The organism is Microbacterium sp. LMI1x-1-1.1 (genome assembly GCF_040676205.1).
In the GTDB taxonomy this organism is placed as follows: Bacteria; Actinomycetota; Actinomycetes; order Actinomycetales; family Microbacteriaceae; genus Microbacterium; species Microbacterium aquilitoris.
This window is the reverse complement of sequence record NZ_JBEGHM010000002.1, coordinates 1,094,394-1,111,444: the sequence shown is the minus strand read 5'-3', so window position 1 is coordinate 1,111,444 and position 17,051 is coordinate 1,094,394. Positions and strand designations below refer to the sequence as shown.

The window sequence follows — 17,051 nt, the reverse complement described above, 5'->3', positions numbered from 1 at the left end:
GGAGTCCCGAGAGGACGAGCGTCGGGGGAGGGTGGCGGTCGTATACTGGGGGTTTGGCCACTCGGCCGCTTTCCCCCGAAGAACGGATGTCCGCTGTGCTCGCCGTGCACGATCTCGAGATCCGCGTCGGTGCACGCACGCTCATGTCGGACGTGTCGTTCCGCGTGTCGCCCGGCGACAAGATCGGTCTCGTCGGTCGCAACGGTGCAGGGAAGACGACGCTGACCAAGGTGCTCGCGGGTGACCTCATGCCGGCCGACGGCAGAGTGGACCGCACCGGTGAACTCGGCTACCTGCCGCAGGATCCGCGCACCGGGGACCCCGAGATGCTCGCCCGCACCCGCATCCTCGACGCCCGAGGGCTGGGTTCCCTCGTGATCGGTATGCGCGAGGCCGCCGAAGGCATGGCGTCGACGGATGCCGCTGTCGCCGACCGCGCCATGCGGAAGTACGGTTCGCTCACCGAGCGGTTCGAAGCCCTCGGCGGATACGCGGCGGAGGCCGAGGCGGCGTCGATCGCGCACAACCTCTCGCTCCCGGACCGCATCCTCGACCAGCCCCTCAAGACGCTGTCCGGCGGTCAGCGGCGCCGCATCGAACTCGCCCGCATCCTGTTCTCCGACGCGCAGACGATGATCCTCGACGAGCCGACGAACCACCTCGATGCCGACAGTGTCGTGTGGCTCCGCGAGTTCCTCAAGGGGTACAAGGGCGGGCTGATCGTGATCAGCCACGACATCGAACTCGTGGGCGAGACGGTCAACCGCGTGTTCTACCTCGACGCGATGCGCCAGGTCATCGACGTCTACAACATGAACTGGAAGAACTACCTCCGTCAGCGCGCCGCTGATGAGGAACGGCGTCGCAAAGAGCGCGCCAACGCCGAGAAGAAGGCCACTGCTCTCCAGCAGCAGGCCGCCCGGTTCGGCGCCAAGGCGAGCAAGGCCGCGGCCGCCCACCAGATGGTCGCCCGCGCCGAGAAGCTCCTGGCCGGCCTCGACGACGTCCGTCAGGACGACCGCGTCGCCAAGCTGCGGTTCCCCAAGCCCGCACCGTGCGGCAAGACGCCGCTCATGGCCAAGAACCTGTCGAAGTCGTACGGCTCGCTGGAGATCTTCGCCGGGGTCGACCTCGCGATCGACCGCGGGTCCCGCGTCGTCGTGCTGGGGCTGAACGGTGCCGGCAAGACGACCCTCCTGAGAATCCTCGCGGGCGTCGACAAGGCGGACACCGGCATCATCGAACCCGGCCACGGCCTGAAGATCGGGTACTACGCGCAGGAGCACGAGAACCTCGACGTCGGGCGGTCGGTCCTCGAGAACATGATGTCGGCCGCGCCGGACATCACCGCGACCGAGGCTCGCAAGGTACTCGGATCGTTCCTGTTCACCGGCGACGACGTCCTCAAGCCCGCGGGCGTCCTCTCCGGCGGCGAGAAGACGCGACTGTCGCTGGCGACGCTGGTCGTCTCGTCGGCCAACATGCTGCTGCTCGACGAGCCCACGAACAACCTCGATCCGGCATCCCGTGAGGAGATCCTCGGGGCGCTCGCGCACTACGAGGGTGCGGTCGTGCTCGTCTCGCACGACGAGGGTGCCGTCGAGGCGCTGAACCCCGAGCGCGTGCTCATCCTGCCCGACGGGGTCGAGGACATCTGGGGCCGCGACTACATCGACCTCATCACCCTGGCCTGACGCCTACCGGCGGGCCCGACGCGGGTCAGCGGGCGTCGAGGAGTTCGTCCTCGGCTTCCATGTCGCGGTCGCGACGTCGCTGCGTCGGTCGGCGCGGCGGGGCATCCGGTCCGGCCTCCTCGTCCTCGCGTCGGTGACGGATCTCGGTGCGGATGATGTACCCGATGAAGGCGAACCCCATCACGGCGAACAGGATCCACTGGATCGCATAGGACAGGTACGGTCCCGGGTCGGCCGACGGGTCCTCGAGCGGGTTCGGGCGGTCCGCGGGGGCGGGCGACTCGGTCGTCATGAGCACGTAGGCCGAGTCGAGGAGGGCGGAGGACTGTCCGGTCTCGGTTCCGATCAGCTGCAGATCGATCGTGGGGACTTGTCCCTCGGGAGCGGAACGTCCCTCGCGAGCGGGACGTTCGCCCGGTTGCAGGCGGCCGACGACAGTCACCTCACCCGTCGGCGGCGCCGGGATGCTGTCGGGCTCAGGCTGGTCGTCGCCGGGCGGCACCCAGCCGCGGTCGACCACGACGACGCGTCCCGAATCGGTGCGGAACGGCACCAGGACCTCGAAGGCGCTCGTCCCGCCGTGCGGGCGGTTGCGGGCGAGGAGGGTCTGATCGGTGAGGTATTGGCCGGTCATCTCGACGGGTCGCCACTCGTCGTCCGGGGCGAGCGAACTCCCGTCGGGGATCAGTTCTCCCACGGGGACCGGTTCGCGCGAATAGTTCTGCGCCACGAGCCTGAGCTCGGCGTCGCGCTCGGCGTTCCGGGAGAACTGCCAGTTAGACAGGAAGGCGCAGGCGACGGCGAACACGATCGCCATCGCCAGGTATCCGCTCCAGCGGAGCGCGGTCTCGCGGTTCACGACGTCGGGGAGGGGGTCAGCGAGGCCACTTCGACGGGGAAGCTCCGTGACGCGAGGTAGTCGCGCAGGAACTCCACGTGGTCGGGACAGGCGACCCAGATCTTGCGGCGATCAGGGGAGTGGATGCGGGGATTGCGCCAGATGACCTGCCACTCGGCATCCGCCCGGCATCCGGCGCGCGAGCACTGCGCGGACGTCATCGGTCCTCCCGAGGCGGGCTCTCCTGGATGCGGATCACGCCGTCCGTCGGTTCTTCCGGGGTTGCGGGCCGGGTGGGCGTCGATTCGATCTCGCGAGAGGGGCGTTCGGCGATGATGACCTCCTCGCCCGTCCCGACGTTCGCCACGACGACAGCCAGGTACGGAAGGACAGCGGCGCCGGCGGCGAAGATCCAGGTCTGCCAGCCGTAGGGCGTGACGGTGACCATCAGGATGAAGCACGCCACGCGGACCGTCATCATGATGACGTAGCGACGGGTGCGGGAGCGGGCATCGACCTCGGGCGCCGTGGCGAGCGATGTCGCAGAGGGCGTGTGGTCGTGCTTGGTGCGGCGGGACGTGGGAGGGCTCCTCAGGAATACTGGCCGACGCTGGATGCCGTCGCAGCGAGCCCGATCACGACGACCAGCCAGATCACGAGCAGCAGCAGCCAGAAGCCGGCGCCGATCCAGCCCAGGATGGTGCCCCACAGCGCCATGCCGCGACCGTTCTCACCGGACGTCTTGAGCTGCTTGAGTGCCATGTGGCCGGTGATGATGCCGGGGATCGAGGCGAGGAACGGGATGATCGTCAGGCCGACGATCGATGCCACGAGCGAGATGATCGCCAGCACGTTCGTCGGACGGGCCGGCGCGACCGCGTAGCCGTAACCCGGCTGCCCGTACGCGGGCTGGCCATAAGGCTGTCCCTGGTACTGCTGACCCTGGTACTGCGGCTGACCGTAGGCCGGGGCGGCCGTGGGCTGCGGGTGGCCGTAGGGGGACGCCTGCGGATATGCGGGCGGTGCGTACGGCGGCGCCGCGGGCGAGGAGGCGTCCGGTGCGGGCGGGGTCGGCGGCACGTCCGGGTGCTGCGGCGAGGTGTTCGTGGCGTCGGTCACGGCCGTCTCCTTCAGGCGAGTTGCCCCCAGCCTACCGCTCGGCCGCGCCGCTAGGCTGGTGCGGTTCACCCGGTCTGGAGCAAGGAGAAGCATGACCCGCGAGCGCGTCGTCCTGGTCACTGGAGGCAACCGCGGCATCGGCCGCGCGATCGCCGAGCGGTTCGTCGCGGAGGGGTTCGCCGTCGCGGTCACCGCGCGCTCCGGAGAGGGGCCCGAAGGCACACTGACGGTCCGTGCGGACGTCACCGACGCCGCCTCGCTGGATGCCGCCTACACCGAGGTCGAGCAGAAGCTGGGGCCCGTCGAGGTGGTCGTCGCGAATGCCGGCATCACGAAGGACACCCTGCTGCTCCGCATGACCGAGGACGACTTCGACTCGGTCGTCTCGACCAACCTGGGCGGCGCCTTCCGCGTCGTCAAGCGTGCCGCGAAGGGCATGCTGCGGGCCAAGTGGGGTCGCGTCATCCTCATCTCCTCGGTCGTCGGCCTCTACGGCTCCGCCGGGCAGATCAACTACTCGTCTTCGAAGAGCGCCCTCGTCGGCTTCGCCCGTTCGCTCACCCGCGAGCTGGGTTCGCGGGGCATCACCGCGAACGTCGTCGCCCCCGGGTTCATCGAGACGGACATGACGGCGGCGCTCCCCGACGAGACGCAGGCCGACTACAAGAAGAGCATCCCGGCGGGCCGATTCGGTGCCGCTGACGAGGTCGCTGCGGCCGTCGTGTGGCTGGCGTCGGACGACGCGGCGTACATCTCCGGCGCCGTCATCCCCGTCGACGGTGGCCTCGGTATGGGGCACTGACCCGCGTCAGCGCACCGCGTCAACGATCCGCCGCGACAGTTCGGCCGGCGCCGAGAACTGCGGCCAGTGTCCGGTGCCGAGCCGGACGATCTCGGCGTCCTCGATCGCGGCGAACTCTGCGGCGAAGTCGCCCCACGCCGTGACGACCCGACGGAACGTCTCATCGTCCATGGATCCCATGAGCATCGTCACCGGCACGCGGTGACGCTCGGTGCCCTCCATCACGACGGGGTCGGTCGGCACGCGTCGGGGGACGGATGCCGCCATCGGCGCCGTGCGGGCGCGTGTCTGCTCGTCGAGGTCCGCGGTGTCCTCGGCGTCGAAGAAGTCCCACCCCGGAAAGGGGATCACCCCGTCCACGACGGGGAACTCCGAGATCTCGGCTCCGGGTGGGGGAGGCGTCGTGTCGACCAGGACGACCCGCCGGATGCGGTCGGCGCGCTGCTCGGCGGCGGCCCACGCGACGTTGCCGCCTCCGCTGTGGCCCACGAGGACCAAGGGTCCGTCGATGCTGTCGACCTCGGCGACGACCGCGTCGACCCAGTCGGCGAGGCCGATGTCGGACTCGGGGGCGCCCACGCCCGGGAGGGTCAGCGGATGCGGCGTGTGCCCCGCGTCGCGGAGGGCGGGGACGACGTCGTCCCAGGAGGAGGCTGTCAGCCAGAGGCCGGGGATCAGGATGATGTCCATGTCGGCAGGGTAAGCCGCGCCCCCGACATCCCGCACGGGGTCAGGGGAGCAGGGGGATGAGTTCCGCCAGATCGACCCGCCCGGCGACGAGGTCGGCGCGCAGGCGTACGGCGGGTTTCGCGTTGAAGGCGATGCCGAGGCCGGCGGCATCCATCATCATGAGGTCGTTCGCCCCGTCACCCACCGCGATCGTCGCAGACGGGTGCACACCGTAGGCGCCCGCCCATTCGCGCAGCGCCGAGGCCTTCGCCGCGGCGTCGACGATGTCGCCGTCGACGGAGCCGGTGAGGATGCCGTCGCCCACCGCGAGGCGGTTCGCCCGCCACACGTCGACACCGAGGTCAGGAGCGACCGTGTCGAGGATCTCGTGGAAACCGCCCGAGACGACCGCGGCGAAGCCGCCGCGCTCATGGATCGCCGCGATCAGCTCGCGGACGCCCGGGGTGGGCTCGATACGGGAGAGCACTCGCTGGAACGACGCGATCGGGACGCCCGCGAGTTCGCCCACGCGCGAGCGCAGGCTCGTCGCGAAGTCGACCTCGCCCCGCATCGCCGCTTCGGTCGCCGCGGCGACCTCGGCGCCGCGGCCGGCTTCATCGGCGATGAGCTCGATGACCTCGTTGCGGATGATCGTGGAGTCGGCGTCGAACACGACGAGGAACCGGGCGTCAGGCACCCGACCACGCTATCGGCTCCGACGCCGTCGCGACGTCCGTCAGGACGGGATGCGGATGTTCTTGCCGACGACGGTGAGTCCGCTGTCGGTGACGGTGAACCCGCGGGAGAGGTCGAGCTCCCGGTCCACGCCCACCGTCGCACCCGGCTCGAGGACGACGTTCTTGTCGAGGATCGCGCGGTGCACGCGGGCGCCGGCGCCGACACTCACGTGGTCGAAGAGGACCGAGTCGGTGATGGTCGATCCGCCGCCCGACAGGGTCCAGGGACCGAGGACGCTCCGCTCGAGGTGTGTTCCCGAAAGGACGCATCCGAGCGACACGATCGAGTCGATCGCGTTCCCGATGCGGCCCACCCCGTCGCGGACGAACTTCGCGGGCGGGGAGTTGACCGACTGCGAGCGGATGGGCCAATCCATGTTGTAGAGGTTGAAGATCGGCAGCGCGGAGATCAGATCCATGTGCGCGTCGAAGAAGGAATCGATCGTGCCCACGTCGCGCCAGTAGTCGCGGTCGCGGTCGGTGGACCCCGGCACGTCGTTGCGCTTGAAGTCGTAGACCGCCGCCTCGCCGCGCGAGACGAAGTAGGGGATGATGTCGCCGCCCATGTCGTGGTTGGACGTGGGCAGTTCGCCGTCCGCTTCGACGGCCTCGATGAGGGCGTCGGTGTCGAAGATGTAGTTGCCCATCGACGCGAGCACCTCGCCCGGGTTGTCGGGGAGGCCCGCGGGATTCTGGGGCTTCTCGAGGAAGTCTCGGATCGTGATGCCGTCTGCGGGATCGACGTCGATGACGCCGAACTGGTTCGCGAGGCCGATCGGCTGGCGGATGCCGGCGACCGAAGCGCGGGCTCCCGACGCGATGTGCGCGTCGATCATCTGCTGGAAGTCCATGCGGTAGACGTGGTCGGCGCCGATGACCGCGACGATGTCGGGCTTCTCGTCGTGGATGAGGTTCAGCGACTGCAGGATGGCGTCGGCGGAGCCGGAGAACCACCGCTTCCCCAAACGCTGTTGTGCGGGCACGGACGTGACATACGACCCCAGCAGCGCCGACATGCGCCACGTCTGCGAGACGTGGCGGTCGAGGCTGTGCGACTTGTACTGCGTCAGGACGACGATCTGACGGAGCTCCGAGTTGATGAGGTTGGAGATCGCGAAGTCGATGAGACGGTACTGCCCGCCGAAGGGGACGGCGGGTTTCGCGCGATCCTGGGTGAGCGGCATGAGGCGCTTGCCCTCGCCACCGGCGAGGACGATACCGAGGACCTTGGGTGATGCTGGCATGTGCTCACACTAAGGCGATTTGCAACGGGCAAGCGAGGACTTTGGCGCGTGTTCCGCGTGGCCTAGAGTTCGGTCCATGCGCGTCGACATCGTCACGAAGGAGTACCCGCCGGAGATCTACGGCGGTGCGGGGGTCCACGTCACCGAACTCGTCTCGGCGCTGCGATCGCGTATGGAGGTTCAGGTCCGCGCGTTCGGCGCTCCGCGCGACGAGCCGGACACCACCTCGTACGCGGTCCCCGAGGGACTCATCGAGGCCAACGCCGCGGTGCAGACGCTCGGCACCGATCTCGAGATCGTCGGCGACGTCGCCGGCGCCGACGTCGTGCACAGTCACACCTGGTACGCCAACTTCGCCGGATTCCTGGCCTCGAAGCTGCACGGTATCCCTCACATCGTCACCGCCCACTCGCTCGAGCCCCTGCGTCCGTGGAAGGCCGAGCAGCTCGGCGGCGGGTACGCCGTCTCGAGCTTCGTGGAGCGCACCGCCTACGAGAACGCCGCCGCCGTGGTCGCCGTGAGCGACGGGATGCGGCGCGACATCCTGCGGAGCTACCCCGCCCTCGACCCGGCCAAGGTGCGCGTCATCTACAACGGGATCGACGTCGAGGCCTGGCAGCCCCGCGAGGATCCGGAGCTCCTGTCGCGCTGGGATATCGACCCGTCGCGGCCGTCGGTCGTCTTCGTCGGCCGCATCACACGTCAGAAGGGCCTGCCGTACTTCCTCCGGGCGGCGGAGCTCCTGCCGCCCGAGGTGCAGCTCGTCCTCTGCGCCGGCGCTCCCGACACCCCGGAGATCATGGCGGAGGTCCAGGGTCTGGTCCGGAAGCTCCAGGAGACGCGCGACGGTGTCGTGTGGATCGAGGAGTTCCTGCCGCGGCCGGATCTCTGCGCCATTCTGACCTCGGCCACCACGTTCGTCTGCCCGTCGATCTACGAGCCCCTCGGCATCGTCAACCTCGAGGCGATGGCGTGCGGCGCCGCAGTCGTCGGGACGGCGACCGGCGGCATCCCGGAGGTCGTCATCGACGGCGTCACGGGGCGCCTCGTCCCGATCGACCAGGTCGAGGACGGCACGGGAACACCGGTCGATCCCGATCGTTTCGTCGCCGACCTGGCCGCGACGCTGACCGAGGTCGTGTCCGACCCCGAGAAGGCCCGCGCCTACGGCCGGGCCGGTCGCGAGCGGGCGGCATCCGACTTCAGCTGGGAAGCGATCGCGGATGCCACGGCGGAACTGTACCGAGAGGTCGCCACGACCGGCCGGGGCTCAGCCGGTCGATAGGCTGGGAGCATGCCTCAGGTGCTCGAACTCGCCGACGTCGTCGTCCGCCGCAATGCCCGCAACATCGTCGACGGGATCGACTGGACCGTCGACGCGGATCAGCGGTGGGTCGTCCTCGGCCCCAACGGTGCCGGCAAGACCACGGTGCTCCAGCTCGCCGCGACCCTCGCCCATCCGAGTTCGGGCACGGTCACTGTCCTCGACGAGGTCCTCGGGCGCACTGACGTGTTCGACCTCCGCCCCCGGATCGGGTTCGCCTCGTCGGCCATGGCCAAGCGGGTGCCGCAGGACGAGACGGTCCTCGACGTCGTCCTGACCGCTGCCTACGCCGTGGTCGGACGCTGGCGCGAGGACTACGAGGCGATCGACGAGCGTCGTGCGCGACGGGTCCTCGGGGAGTGGGGGCTCGCCGACCTGGCCGACCGCACCTTCGGCACCCTCTCGGACGGGGAGCAGAAGCGCGTCCAGATCGCGCGCGCCGTCATGACCGACCCGGAGCTCCTCCTACTCGACGAGCCCACGGCGAGCCTCGACCTCGGCGCCCGCGAAGAGCTCCTGAGCCTGCTGAGCGGGTATGCGAAGGAGGAGTCGACGCCCGCGATGATCATGGTCACGCACCACGTCGAGGAGATCCCCGTCGGCTTCACGCACGTCCTCCTGCTGCGCGACGGCGCCGCGGTCGCCCAGGGACCGATCGCGGAGACCCTGACGGCGGAGAACCTGACGGCGACCTTCGGGATGCCGATCACGCTGACGTCGGAGGACGGCCGGTTCGCCGCGCGCGCGGCATCCTGATAGAATCTTGCGTTGGCGCGTTCGCGCTGCAGACTTTCACCCGCTCCTGGCAAAATCCAGGGCAATTCGTGAGGAACCCAATGAAGACTGACATCCACCCCGAGTACCGCGCCGTTGTTTTCCGCGACCTCGGCTCCGGCGAGACCTTCCTGACCCGTTCGACGGTCTCGAGCGACAAGACGATCGAGCTGGACGGCGAGACCTACCCGGTCATCGACGTCGAGATCTCGTCCGCTTCGCACCCGTTCTACACGGGCAAGCAGCGCATCATGGACTCGGCCGGTCGCGTCGAGAAGTTCAACCAGCGCTTCAAGAACTTCGGCAGCAAGTAAGCAGCCGTCCTCGAAGGCCCCGCTCCGGCGGGGCCTTCGTCGTTTCCGGATGCGGCCCGGTCAGCGGATCGGCCAGCTGCCGTCCACGTCGGCGTCGAGTCGGCCGATGCGGACGAAGAACTCGGTGAGGCTCTCGGCCTGCGCACGCGCCCAGGCCACCTGCTGCGTGTGGAGGTCGTGAGCCGAGACATCGAGGTCGAAGCGCGCGGCGATCGCCTGCGCGACGCGGCCCGCGGCGATCGCATCGGCCGCGGCGTCGTGCGCCCCTTCGAGGGCGACGGAGTAGTGCGCGGCGACGACCTCGAGCGTGCGCTTGCCGCGGCGGTACCGGTCGTAGGTCTTGTCGACGACGAGCGGGTCGATGACCGGCGACGGTGACTCGATCGGCGCGACACCGTGACGGATGCCCTCGTATTTGAGCAGCGAGAAGTCGAAGGGCGCGTTGTAGGCGACGACCGGGATGCCGGCGGCGAACAGGTCGCGCAGCGTGGCGGTCACCTCGGCGACGACCTCCGCGGCAGGGCGGCCCTCGGTGCGGGCCCGCTCGGTCGTGATGCCGTGGACCGCCGTCGCCCCTGCGGGGATCTCGACCCCGGGGTCTGCGAGCCAGGTGCGCGCGTCGATCACGGCGCCGGAAGCGTCGAGCACGCCGACGTGGGCGCTGACGATCCGGTCGGAGCGGACGTCGATACCGGTCGTCTCGAGGTCGAAGACGCCCAGCGGGCCCGCACACGGACCCGGCGAGACGGATTCGGTGGGGACCTCGGCGACCACGACGGACTCGACCGTGGCGGGCTCGGGGCGGGCGATCGCGGAGGCGACCTCAGCAGGAGCGGCCTCGTCCCACGTGTCGTCATCCCACAGCGGAAGTTCGTGCCAAGCGCCCATGCTCCGACGCTACGGTCGACCGCGGACATCGGGTCGGACGACGCGCCGCCGGGCAGGAGGCGGATCGCCCCCTCGTAGACTCAACGGGTGACTGCCGTGAATCCGTACGCCGAGCGCCTCGCGGCCGTCCCCGTCGAGCGACACGAGGTGACCGTCGCGGGTACTCCGACGGCGTACTGGGTCTACGGACCGGCGGATGCCGAGACCACGATCCTCGCGGTCCACGGCTTCCGCGGCGACCACCACGGTCTCGAACCGATCGTGGCGCAGCTCGACGGCATCCGCGTGATCTCGCCGGACCTCCCCGGCTTCGGTGAGACCCCGGCGTTCCCGGGCCGGCATGATCTCGACGCCTACGCGTCGTGGCTGACCGCCTTCGCCGACGAGGTCGCACCCGGGGCGGTCGTCCTCGGGCACTCCTTCGGCTCGATCGTCTCGTCGGCGGCCGTTGCACGCGGGCTCGCGACGCCGCGACTGATCCTCGTGAACCCCATCGGGGCGCCCGCGCTCGAGGGGCCCCGCGGCATCCTCACGCGCCTCGCGATCTTCTACTACTGGGCCGGCGCGCGGCTGCCCCGGCCGCTCGGCGACGCGCTGCTGCGCAACCGTGTCATCGTGCGGGTGACGAGCGTCGCGATGGCCAAGACACGGGACCGTGGCCTCCGCGCCTTCATCCACGACCAGCACGACACCTACTTCTCGCGGTTCGCCGACCGCGACACCCTGCACGAGGCGTTCGTCACCTCGGTGTCGCACGACGTGCGCGAAGCCGCCGGGCGCATCGACGTCCCGACGCTCCTCATCGCGGCCGAGAACGACGACATCACGCCGCTGTCGGCCCAGTTCGAGCTGCAGCAGATGTTCCGGGATGCCGACCTCGTCGTCATCCCCCAGGTGGGGCACCTGATCCACTACGAGACGCCGCGGGCCGCGGCATCCGCCATCACGCGCTTTCTTCGGCCTTACGCCGACGGTACGCGTTAACGTTCATGCGGTTGCCGCAGTTGCCGGTGTCGCAGTAGCGCTTCGAGCCGTTCTTCGAGTAATCGATGTAGACGGCCTCGCAGTCGTCGGCTGAGCAGACGCGCACGCGGTCGAACTCGTCGGAACGGATGACGTCGACGAAGGCCATGGCCACCTCGACGGTGATGCGGGTGGCGAGCGGTGCGGCGTCGTCGGTGGCGTGGATGTGCCAGTCGTAGCCGTCGTGGATGACGAGCTGGGGGAGCGCCCGGCCGTCACGGAGCATGGCATTGACGATCGGCACCGCGGCGACGCGGTCGCCGGTCCAGAGCTGACGCAGTTGCGACCGAGCGGAGCGGAGTTGGTCCAGCTCGACATCGTCGCGGCGGATCGCTCCCGTGTACGGATACTCCTGCAGGAACTCGGTCATGTCGTCGAGGTTCGCGAGTCTGTCCACCCCCTCGCCGTCGATCTCGGGGAGGGAGTTCACGAGCGCGGTCGCCGCGCGCAACGCATTTTCCGTGTCATGGATGAACATGGTGTTGACTCCTGACGCGTGCCATCGCTAGTGTCACCAGTGTAATGACACTTAGGTCATGACGAATCGATCTCGCCCCTGAGGACAGCAGATGACTCGCACGATGTCCGTCCGGCCTTCCGCGCTTCCGGCGCGCGGCACGCTGCCGCCGAGCGGGCTGGTCCTGGCCGTCGTCAGCGCGCTGACGTTCTCGGTCAGCGGTCCCATAGCCAAGCCGCTGCTCGAGGGCGGGTGGTCGCTCGCGGCCGTGCTCGCCATCCGGATGGGGGTGGCCGGCCTCGTGCTCTCGCCCGCGCTCATCCGGACGCTCGTCCGACGGCGCGACTTCCTCCGCGTGCACTGGCTCTCGCTCGTCGCCTTCGGGCTGATCCCCGTGGTCGGCTGCCAGATCTTCTACTTCTCCGCCCTGCAGCGGATGCCGGTGGGCATCGCCCTGCTGATCCAGTACCTCGCGCCCGTCATGCTCGTCCTCTTCGTGTGGGCGCGGACCCGCCGTGCTCCCTCGCGCGTCGTGATCGTGGGTTCCGTCGTCGCGATGACCGGCCTCGTCCTCGTGGTGGACATCGCCGGCGCGCGTTTCGACCTGCTGGGCACCGTGTTCGCGCTCCTCGCAGCGGTGTGCGCCTGCGTCTACTTCGTGATGAGCGAGCGGACCGGCGACGATCTGCCGCCGCTGTCGCTCGCCGCGGGCGGGCTGCTCATCGGCACGGTGACGATCCTGCTGCTCGCGGCCGTCGGCATCCTGCCCCTCTCGGCGTCGGCCGCTGCCGTGGACGTGCTGGGGGCGACCGTCTCGCCGCTCGTCCCGCTCGTGCTCGTGGGACTGTGCACCGCGACCGGGTACGCGCTCGGCATCATGGCCGTTCCCCGTATCGGGTCGCGGTTGGCGTCGTTCGTCGGGCTCTCGGAAGTGCTGTTCGCGCTGAGCTTCGCATGGCTGCTGCTCGGGGAGGCGCCGGCAGGCGTGCAGTTCGCGGGCGGTGCGCTCATCCTCGCGGGCGTGATCCTCGTCCGCCTCGAGGAGCGCGCGCCCGCGGATGTCAGTTCCCCCGCCGAGCCGCTGCCAGGAGAGGTCGCACCCGGTATCCGATGACCTCGCCCATCGCGAGCGACGTCTCCGTGCGTTCGACGCCGTCGATCGCGAGGATGCGAGCGTCGATGTCGAAGAGGTGCTGCGTGTCACGCGCTGCGACGCGGACCAGGAGGTCGACCGGTCCGCTCATGCCGTGGCACTGCACGACCTCGGGAATCTCCTGCAACTCCGCCGTGATGCGCGGCAGATCCGCCTGACGCACCTGCACGTGAAGGATCGCGTCGATCGCGTATCCGAGCGCGGCGGGGGACATGGCCCGTTCGTAGGAGAGGAAGACACCGGAGCGTTCGAGCTTCGCCATGCGCGCCTGAACGGTGTTCCGCGAGAGCCCCAAGCGCTCCGCGAGCGCGACCACAGTGGCCCGGTGATCTTCGGCGAGGGCGTTCAACAGCTCGAGATCCACGTGGTCGAGGGCGCTCATAGTGCCACACCATAGCAGGGGCCACGTCGGCTGCTTACGCATCCTGCTCAATGTTCCGCCCGATGCTTGAGCGAGGTGCGATGTCGGCTTAGTGTCGCATCATCCGGCGACGAAGCCGGTGTTCTGCGCCGGTCGCCCGTCCACAAGACGCGCGTCCGCGATCAGAGAGGGACGATGATGACCGACACTCTGACCCCCGCCGCCGCACTGGCGAGCGATACCGAGGATGTGGCCCGCCTGCTCGACCACGAGGGGTGCCGCGTGCGCGACGAGCGGCTGGACCCGTGGGCCGCCGACGTCGATGCCCCCATGCTCCGCCAGGTGTACCGCGACATGTTCCTCTCACGCCGGCTCGACGCCGAGGGCGTCGCCCTTCAGAGGCAAGGGCATCTGGGCCTGTGGGCGCCGGCGCAGGGTCAGGAGGCCGTCCAGGTCGGTACCGCGTGGGCATGCCACGACGACGACTTCCTCTTCCCGAGCTACCGCGAGATCGGCATCGAGGTCGTCCGCGGCGTGCAGCCGAAGGACTTCGTGATGGTCTGGCACGGCGCGCAGCACGCGAGCTGGAACCCGTTCGACGTGCACGTCGCGAACCCGCAGATCATCATCGGGGCGCAGAGCCTGCACGCCGTCGGCTACGCCATGGGCATCCAGCGCGACGGCGGCGACCAGGTCGCGGTGGCCTACTTCGGGGACGGGGCGACGAGTCAGGGCGATGTCAACGAGGCGATGATCTTCGCGGCCTCGTACGGCGTCCCCGTCGTCTTCGTCTGCTCCAACAACCAGTGGGCGATCTCCGAGCCCGTGCAGTTGCAGTCGCGGACGCCGATCTCCCACCGCGCGCCGGGCTTCGGCATCCCGAGCCTGCGTGTCGACGGCAACGACGTCCTCGCCTGCATCGCCGCGATGCGCTGGGCCGCCGACCACGCCCGCAGCGGCCGCGGTCCCACCTACCTCGAGGCCGTCACCTACCGCGTCGGCCCCCACACGACCTCGGACGATCCGACCCGCTACCGCGACGCCGATGAGGTCGCGCACTGGAAGGCCCGCGATCCGCTGGCCCGCGTCGAGTCGTATCTGCGCTCGCTCGGTGCGTTCGACGACGCCTTCGCCCAGGCGTTGACCGCGGATGCCGAACGTTTCACGGCGGCGATGCGCAGCGCCGTCGTGGGTGCCGAGGCTCCCGAGCCCCTGCGGGTGTTCGACCAGGTGTACGCCGAACCGCACAGCGGGCTCGACGAGCAGCGCGCCCGCTTCGCCGTGTACCTCGACGGCTTCTCGGGCGGAGGCGCACGATGACCGAGATGACGATGGGCAAGGCCCTCACCGCTGCCATGCGCCGTGCGCTCGCCGAGGACGACAAGACCCTCGTCATGGGGGAGGACATCGGCCGCCTCGGTGGTGTGTTCCGCATCACGGACGGTCTGCAGTCCGAATTCGGTCCGCGCCGGGTCGTCGACACCCCGCTCGCCGAGTCGGGGATCGTCGGGACCGCCGTGGGGCTCGCGTTCCGGGGGTTCCGCCCGATCGTGGAGATCCAGTTCGATGGCTTCGTCTACCCCGCTTTCGACCAGATCGTCAGTCAGGTCGCGAAGCTCCACTACCGGACGCAGGGCCGCGTGAAGATGCCGATCACGATCCGCATCCCGTGGGCGGGCGGGGTCGGCGCGGCCGAGCACCACTCCGAGTCGCCCGAGGCGTACTTCGTGCACACGGCCGGCCTCCGCGTCGTCGCGGTGTCGAACCCGCAGGACGCGTACACGATGCTCCGTCAGGCGATCGCGAGCGACGACCCCGTCGTCTTCTTCGAACCGAAGCGGCTTTACCACGCCAAGGGCGAGGTCGACCTCGACGCCGACATCGCCGACGCCGCCCCGATGGGCCTCGCGCGGGTGGTCCGCGAAGGCACGGACGTCACCGTCGTGACCTACGGCGCCCAGGTGACGACGGCGCTGGATGCCGCGCTCGCCGCCGAGGACGAGGGGATCTCCCTCGAGGTCATCGACCTCCGGTCGCTGTCGCCCGTGGACTACGGCACGGTCGCGGCATCCGTCCGGCGGACCGGGCGGGTCGTGGTCACGCACGAGGCGGCCCGTGAGGCGGGCGTCGGCGCGGAGGTGATCGCGAGCATCACCGAGAAGTGCTTCCACTACCTCGAAGCGCCGCCGCTGCGGGTGACGGGCCACGACATCCCCTATCCGCCGGCGAAGCTCGAGCAGCATCACCTGCCCGACCTCGACCGCATCCTGGATGCCGTCGACCGGGTGCTGGGCCGCCCCTCGGGCGTTCCGGAGGTGACCGCGTGATCACCGAGTTCCGTCTTCCCGACCTCGGCGAGGGACTGCGCGAAGCAGAGATCGTGCAGTGGCACGTCGCCCCCGGCGACGAGGTCGCTCTCAATCAGACGATCGCCGAGGTCGAGACCGCCAAGGCGGTCGTCGAGCTGCCGTCGCCGTTCGCCGGCACGGTCTCCGCCATCCACCACGCCGAGGGGGATGTCGTCCCGGTCGGCGAGGTGCTGATCGCGTTCGACATCGCCGGGGCAGTCGATGCACCTGAGCCGAAGCGCGAGCCGAACCTCGTCGGCTACGGGGCCGCGCCGCGTAGCGACGCGCGTCCGCAGCGGCGGGCGCGGGCAGGGGCCGGCGGAGAGGCCGTCGACCTGGCCGTCCGCGAAGCGGCCCCGCACGACGCGATCGAGACCGCCCCTGCCGAGCGCGAGCCGCGCGAGCGTCCCCGGTCCACCCCGCCGGTGCGCAAACTCGCCCGCGACCTCGGGGTCGATCTCGATCTCGTGGCGGCGCAGGGAGTCGACGGCATCATCACGCGCGAGGACGTGGAGTCCTATGCGGCACGGAATCCCGCGGAGTCTGCGGCGGTGGCCCCGGCATCCGCCGCCCCTGTCGCGCCGATGGCGACCTCGCCCGTGGATGAGCGGATCCCGATCCGCGGCGTCCGCAAGCACACCGCCGACGCGATGGTGCGCTCCGCGTTCACGGCCCCGCACGCGGCGACGTTCCTGACGGTCGACGTGACGGCATCCGTCGATTTCGTGGCGGGACTGCGCGCCGACCGGCGCTACACCGACGCCCGCATCGGGATCATGGCGGTCGCCGCGAAGGCCGTGTGCCTCGCCCTCCGCCGGACCCCCGAGCTCAACGCGACCTGGGACGAGGCGGCCGGCGAGATCGTCCGATACGGGCGGGTGAACCTCGGGATCGCCGCAGCGACCGACCGCGGGCTCGTCGTGCCGTCGGTGAAGGATGCCGGTGCGCTGTCGCTCGTCGACCTCGCCCAGTCGATCCGCACCCTCGCCGACACGGCGCGGGCGGGCAAGGCGACGCCCGCCGATCTGTCGGGCGGGACCTTCTCGATCACGAACTACGGGGTGTTCGGCGTCGATGCCGGGACACCCATCCTCGTCCCGGGGGAGGCCGGCATCCTCGGCCTCGGCGCCGTGCAGCGCCGTCCGTGGGAGTACGAGGGAGGCGTCGCCCTGCGCGACGTCATGACACTGAGTCTGTCGTTCGACCACCGGCTGGTGGACGGGGCCGAAGCGGCCCGGTTCCTCACCGACGTGGCCGACGTGTTGCGTGAGCCGGGAAGGGCGATGGTGTTCGCATGAGTCTGCCG

At 69.9% G+C, this 17,051-nt stretch carries 20 protein-coding genes; 10 read left to right on the top strand and 10 right to left on the bottom strand.

All coding sequences use genetic code 11. The features are described 5' to 3' along the window. Nucleotides 1–95 precede the first annotated feature (95 nt). Nucleotides 96–1,694, top strand: coding sequence for an ABC-F family ATP-binding cassette domain-containing protein (locus tag MRBLMI1x_RS13195; RefSeq protein WP_026302832.1), 1,599 nt, complete (start codon nt 96–98; stop codon nt 1,692–1,694). A 25-nt stretch (nt 1,695–1,719) separates the two neighbouring features. Here MRBLMI1x_RS13195 and MRBLMI1x_RS13190 read toward each other — a convergent pair whose 3' ends face one another. From MRBLMI1x_RS13190 to MRBLMI1x_RS13175, 4 genes are read right to left on the bottom strand one after another with little or no spacing between them, the layout of a single operon-like run. Continuing rightward, nucleotides 1,720–2,553, bottom strand: coding sequence for an SURF1 family protein (locus MRBLMI1x_RS13190; RefSeq protein ID WP_018186529.1), 834 nt, complete (start codon nt 2,551–2,553; stop codon nt 1,720–1,722). Continuing rightward, the gene (locus MRBLMI1x_RS13185) at nt 2,550–2,753 is read right to left on the bottom strand and encodes a hypothetical protein (RefSeq protein WP_363459259.1); all 204 of its coding nucleotides are present in this window, start codon (nt 2,751–2,753) and stop codon (nt 2,550–2,552) included. The genes MRBLMI1x_RS13190 and MRBLMI1x_RS13185 overlap by 4 nt, the downstream gene beginning before the upstream one ends. Next, nucleotides 2,750–3,241, bottom strand: a complete 492-nt coding sequence (locus MRBLMI1x_RS13180) for a DUF3099 domain-containing protein (protein WP_336123497.1) — start codon at nt 3,239–3,241, stop codon at nt 2,750–2,752. Before MRBLMI1x_RS13180 ends, MRBLMI1x_RS13185 begins: the two co-directional genes overlap by 4 nt. Continuing rightward, entirely contained in the window at nt 3,124–3,651 is a 528-nt protein-coding gene (locus MRBLMI1x_RS13175) for a DUF4190 domain-containing protein (RefSeq protein ID WP_363459257.1), read from the bottom strand. Before MRBLMI1x_RS13175 ends, MRBLMI1x_RS13180 begins: the two co-directional genes overlap by 118 nt. A gap of 91 nt (nt 3,652–3,742) precedes the next feature. On the opposite strand from MRBLMI1x_RS13175, the gene fabG reads away from it, so the two are divergent. Continuing rightward, nucleotides 3,743–4,453, top strand: coding sequence for a 3-oxoacyl-ACP reductase FabG (gene fabG, locus MRBLMI1x_RS13170; RefSeq protein ID WP_018186533.1), 711 nt, complete (start codon nt 3,743–3,745; stop codon nt 4,451–4,453). 6 nt (nt 4,454–4,459) lie between these two features. Here the strand turns inward: fabG and MRBLMI1x_RS13165 are convergent, their stop codons facing one another. Genes MRBLMI1x_RS13165 through glgC form a run of 3 tightly spaced genes read right to left on the bottom strand, consistent with a single transcriptional unit; the run spans nt 4,460 to nt 7,103 of the window. Next, nucleotides 4,460–5,143 carry an alpha/beta fold hydrolase gene (locus tag MRBLMI1x_RS13165; RefSeq protein ID WP_018186534.1) on the bottom strand — a complete coding sequence of 228 codons (684 nt, stop codon included), beginning with the start codon at nt 5,141–5,143 and terminating at the stop codon, nt 4,460–4,462. Nucleotides 5,144–5,183: 40 nt separating this feature from the next. Then, the gene (gene serB / locus MRBLMI1x_RS13160; protein WP_363459254.1) at nt 5,184–5,819 is read right to left on the bottom strand and encodes a phosphoserine phosphatase SerB; all 636 of its coding nucleotides are present in this window, start codon (nt 5,817–5,819) and stop codon (nt 5,184–5,186) included. Nucleotides 5,820–5,858: 39 nt separating this feature from the next. Further along, nucleotides 5,859–7,103: a glucose-1-phosphate adenylyltransferase gene (gene glgC / locus MRBLMI1x_RS13155; protein WP_018186536.1), complete on the bottom strand. Its 1,245-nt coding sequence runs from the start codon at nt 7,101–7,103 to the stop codon at nt 5,859–5,861. Nucleotides 7,104–7,179: 76 nt separating this feature from the next. Between glgC and glgA the strand changes: the two genes are divergently transcribed. The 3 genes from glgA (at nt 7,180) to MRBLMI1x_RS13140 (ending at nt 9,515) form a co-directional block, all read left to right on the top strand. After that, nucleotides 7,180–8,388 carry a glycogen synthase gene (gene glgA, locus MRBLMI1x_RS13150; protein ID WP_018186537.1) on the top strand — a complete coding sequence of 403 codons (1,209 nt, stop codon included), beginning with the start codon at nt 7,180–7,182 and terminating at the stop codon, nt 8,386–8,388. 9 nt (nt 8,389–8,397) lie between these two features. Further along, nucleotides 8,398–9,183, top strand: coding sequence for an ABC transporter ATP-binding protein (locus tag MRBLMI1x_RS13145; protein WP_018186538.1), 786 nt, complete (start codon nt 8,398–8,400; stop codon nt 9,181–9,183). Between the two features lie 80 nt (nt 9,184–9,263). Continuing rightward, nucleotides 9,264–9,515, top strand: a complete 252-nt coding sequence (locus MRBLMI1x_RS13140) for a type B 50S ribosomal protein L31 (protein ID WP_018186539.1) — start codon at nt 9,264–9,266, stop codon at nt 9,513–9,515. Nucleotides 9,516–9,575: 60 nt separating this feature from the next. Here the strand turns inward: MRBLMI1x_RS13140 and MRBLMI1x_RS13135 are convergent, their stop codons facing one another. After that, nucleotides 9,576–10,403, bottom strand: a complete 828-nt coding sequence (locus tag MRBLMI1x_RS13135; protein WP_363459251.1) for an exonuclease domain-containing protein — start codon at nt 10,401–10,403, stop codon at nt 9,576–9,578. Nucleotides 10,404–10,490: 87 nt separating this feature from the next. Here MRBLMI1x_RS13135 and MRBLMI1x_RS13130 point away from each other — a divergent pair, with 87 nt between their 5' ends. Further along, nucleotides 10,491–11,387 carry an alpha/beta fold hydrolase gene (locus tag MRBLMI1x_RS13130; protein WP_363459249.1) on the top strand — a complete coding sequence of 299 codons (897 nt, stop codon included), beginning with the start codon at nt 10,491–10,493 and terminating at the stop codon, nt 11,385–11,387. Here the strand turns inward: MRBLMI1x_RS13130 and MRBLMI1x_RS13125 are convergent. After that, nucleotides 11,347–11,904, bottom strand: coding sequence for a CGNR zinc finger domain-containing protein (locus MRBLMI1x_RS13125; protein ID WP_018186542.1), 558 nt, complete (start codon nt 11,902–11,904; stop codon nt 11,347–11,349). The two genes, MRBLMI1x_RS13130 and MRBLMI1x_RS13125, sit on opposite strands and share 41 nt — an antisense overlap. A gap of 103 nt (nt 11,905–12,007) precedes the next feature. On the opposite strand from MRBLMI1x_RS13125, the gene MRBLMI1x_RS13120 reads away from it, so the two are divergent. Further along, nucleotides 12,008–12,997, top strand: a complete 990-nt coding sequence (locus tag MRBLMI1x_RS13120) for an EamA family transporter (RefSeq protein ID WP_363459247.1) — start codon at nt 12,008–12,010, stop codon at nt 12,995–12,997. Here the strand turns inward: MRBLMI1x_RS13120 and MRBLMI1x_RS13115 are convergent. Further along, a complete protein-coding gene (locus tag MRBLMI1x_RS13115; RefSeq protein WP_018186544.1) occupies nt 12,945–13,418 on the bottom strand; it encodes an Lrp/AsnC family transcriptional regulator in 474 nt (157 codons plus the stop codon). The genes MRBLMI1x_RS13120 and MRBLMI1x_RS13115 overlap by 53 nt on opposite strands. Before the next feature lie 177 nt (nt 13,419–13,595). Between MRBLMI1x_RS13115 and pdhA the strand changes: the two genes are divergently transcribed. From pdhA to MRBLMI1x_RS13100, 3 genes are read left to right on the top strand one after another with little or no spacing between them, the layout of a single operon-like run. Continuing rightward, entirely contained in the window at nt 13,596–14,717 is a 1,122-nt protein-coding gene (pdhA, locus tag MRBLMI1x_RS13110; RefSeq protein WP_363459245.1) for a pyruvate dehydrogenase (acetyl-transferring) E1 component subunit alpha, read from the top strand. Next, on the top strand, nt 14,714–15,724 hold the full coding sequence (locus MRBLMI1x_RS13105; RefSeq protein ID WP_018186546.1) for an alpha-ketoacid dehydrogenase subunit beta: 1,011 nt from the start codon (nt 14,714–14,716) through the stop codon (nt 15,722–15,724). The genes pdhA and MRBLMI1x_RS13105 overlap by 4 nt, the downstream gene beginning before the upstream one ends. Continuing rightward, nucleotides 15,721–17,043 carry a dihydrolipoamide acetyltransferase family protein gene (locus MRBLMI1x_RS13100; protein ID WP_363459242.1) on the top strand — a complete coding sequence of 441 codons (1,323 nt, stop codon included), beginning with the start codon at nt 15,721–15,723 and terminating at the stop codon, nt 17,041–17,043. The genes MRBLMI1x_RS13105 and MRBLMI1x_RS13100 overlap by 4 nt, the downstream gene beginning before the upstream one ends. Nucleotides 17,044–17,051: the final 8 nt, after the last annotated feature.

What these genes read in the sequence shown, in the direction of transcription:
- MRBLMI1x_RS13185 (WP_363459259.1), bottom strand. Translation starts at nt 2,753, where the DNA reads ATGACGTCCGCGCAGTGCTCGCGCGCCGGATGCCGGGCGGATGCCGAG.
- fabG (WP_018186533.1), top strand. Translation starts at nt 3,743, where the DNA reads ATGACCCGCGAGCGCGTCGTCCTGGTCACTGGAGGCAACCGCGGCATC.
- MRBLMI1x_RS13165 (WP_018186534.1), bottom strand. Translation starts at nt 5,143, where the DNA reads ATGGACATCATCCTGATCCCCGGCCTCTGGCTGACAGCCTCCTCCTGG.
- glgC (WP_018186536.1), bottom strand. Translation starts at nt 7,103, where the DNA reads ATGCCAGCATCACCCAAGGTCCTCGGTATCGTCCTCGCCGGTGGCGAG.
- glgA (WP_018186537.1), top strand. Translation starts at nt 7,180, where the DNA reads ATGCGCGTCGACATCGTCACGAAGGAGTACCCGCCGGAGATCTACGGC.
- MRBLMI1x_RS13145 (WP_018186538.1), top strand. Translation starts at nt 8,398, where the DNA reads ATGCCTCAGGTGCTCGAACTCGCCGACGTCGTCGTCCGCCGCAATGCC.
- MRBLMI1x_RS13140 (WP_018186539.1), top strand. Translation starts at nt 9,264, where the DNA reads ATGAAGACTGACATCCACCCCGAGTACCGCGCCGTTGTTTTCCGCGAC.
- MRBLMI1x_RS13135 (WP_363459251.1), bottom strand. Translation starts at nt 10,403, where the DNA reads ATGGGCGCTTGGCACGAACTTCCGCTGTGGGATGACGACACGTGGGAC.
- MRBLMI1x_RS13125 (WP_018186542.1), bottom strand. Translation starts at nt 11,904, where the DNA reads ATGTTCATCCATGACACGGAAAATGCGTTGCGCGCGGCGACCGCGCTC.
- MRBLMI1x_RS13120 (WP_363459247.1), top strand. Translation starts at nt 12,008, where the DNA reads ATGTCCGTCCGGCCTTCCGCGCTTCCGGCGCGCGGCACGCTGCCGCCG.
- MRBLMI1x_RS13115 (WP_018186544.1), bottom strand. Translation starts at nt 13,418, where the DNA reads ATGAGCGCCCTCGACCACGTGGATCTCGAGCTGTTGAACGCCCTCGCC.
- pdhA (WP_363459245.1), top strand. Translation starts at nt 13,596, where the DNA reads ATGACCGACACTCTGACCCCCGCCGCCGCACTGGCGAGCGATACCGAG.
- MRBLMI1x_RS13105 (WP_018186546.1), top strand. Translation starts at nt 14,714, where the DNA reads ATGACCGAGATGACGATGGGCAAGGCCCTCACCGCTGCCATGCGCCGT.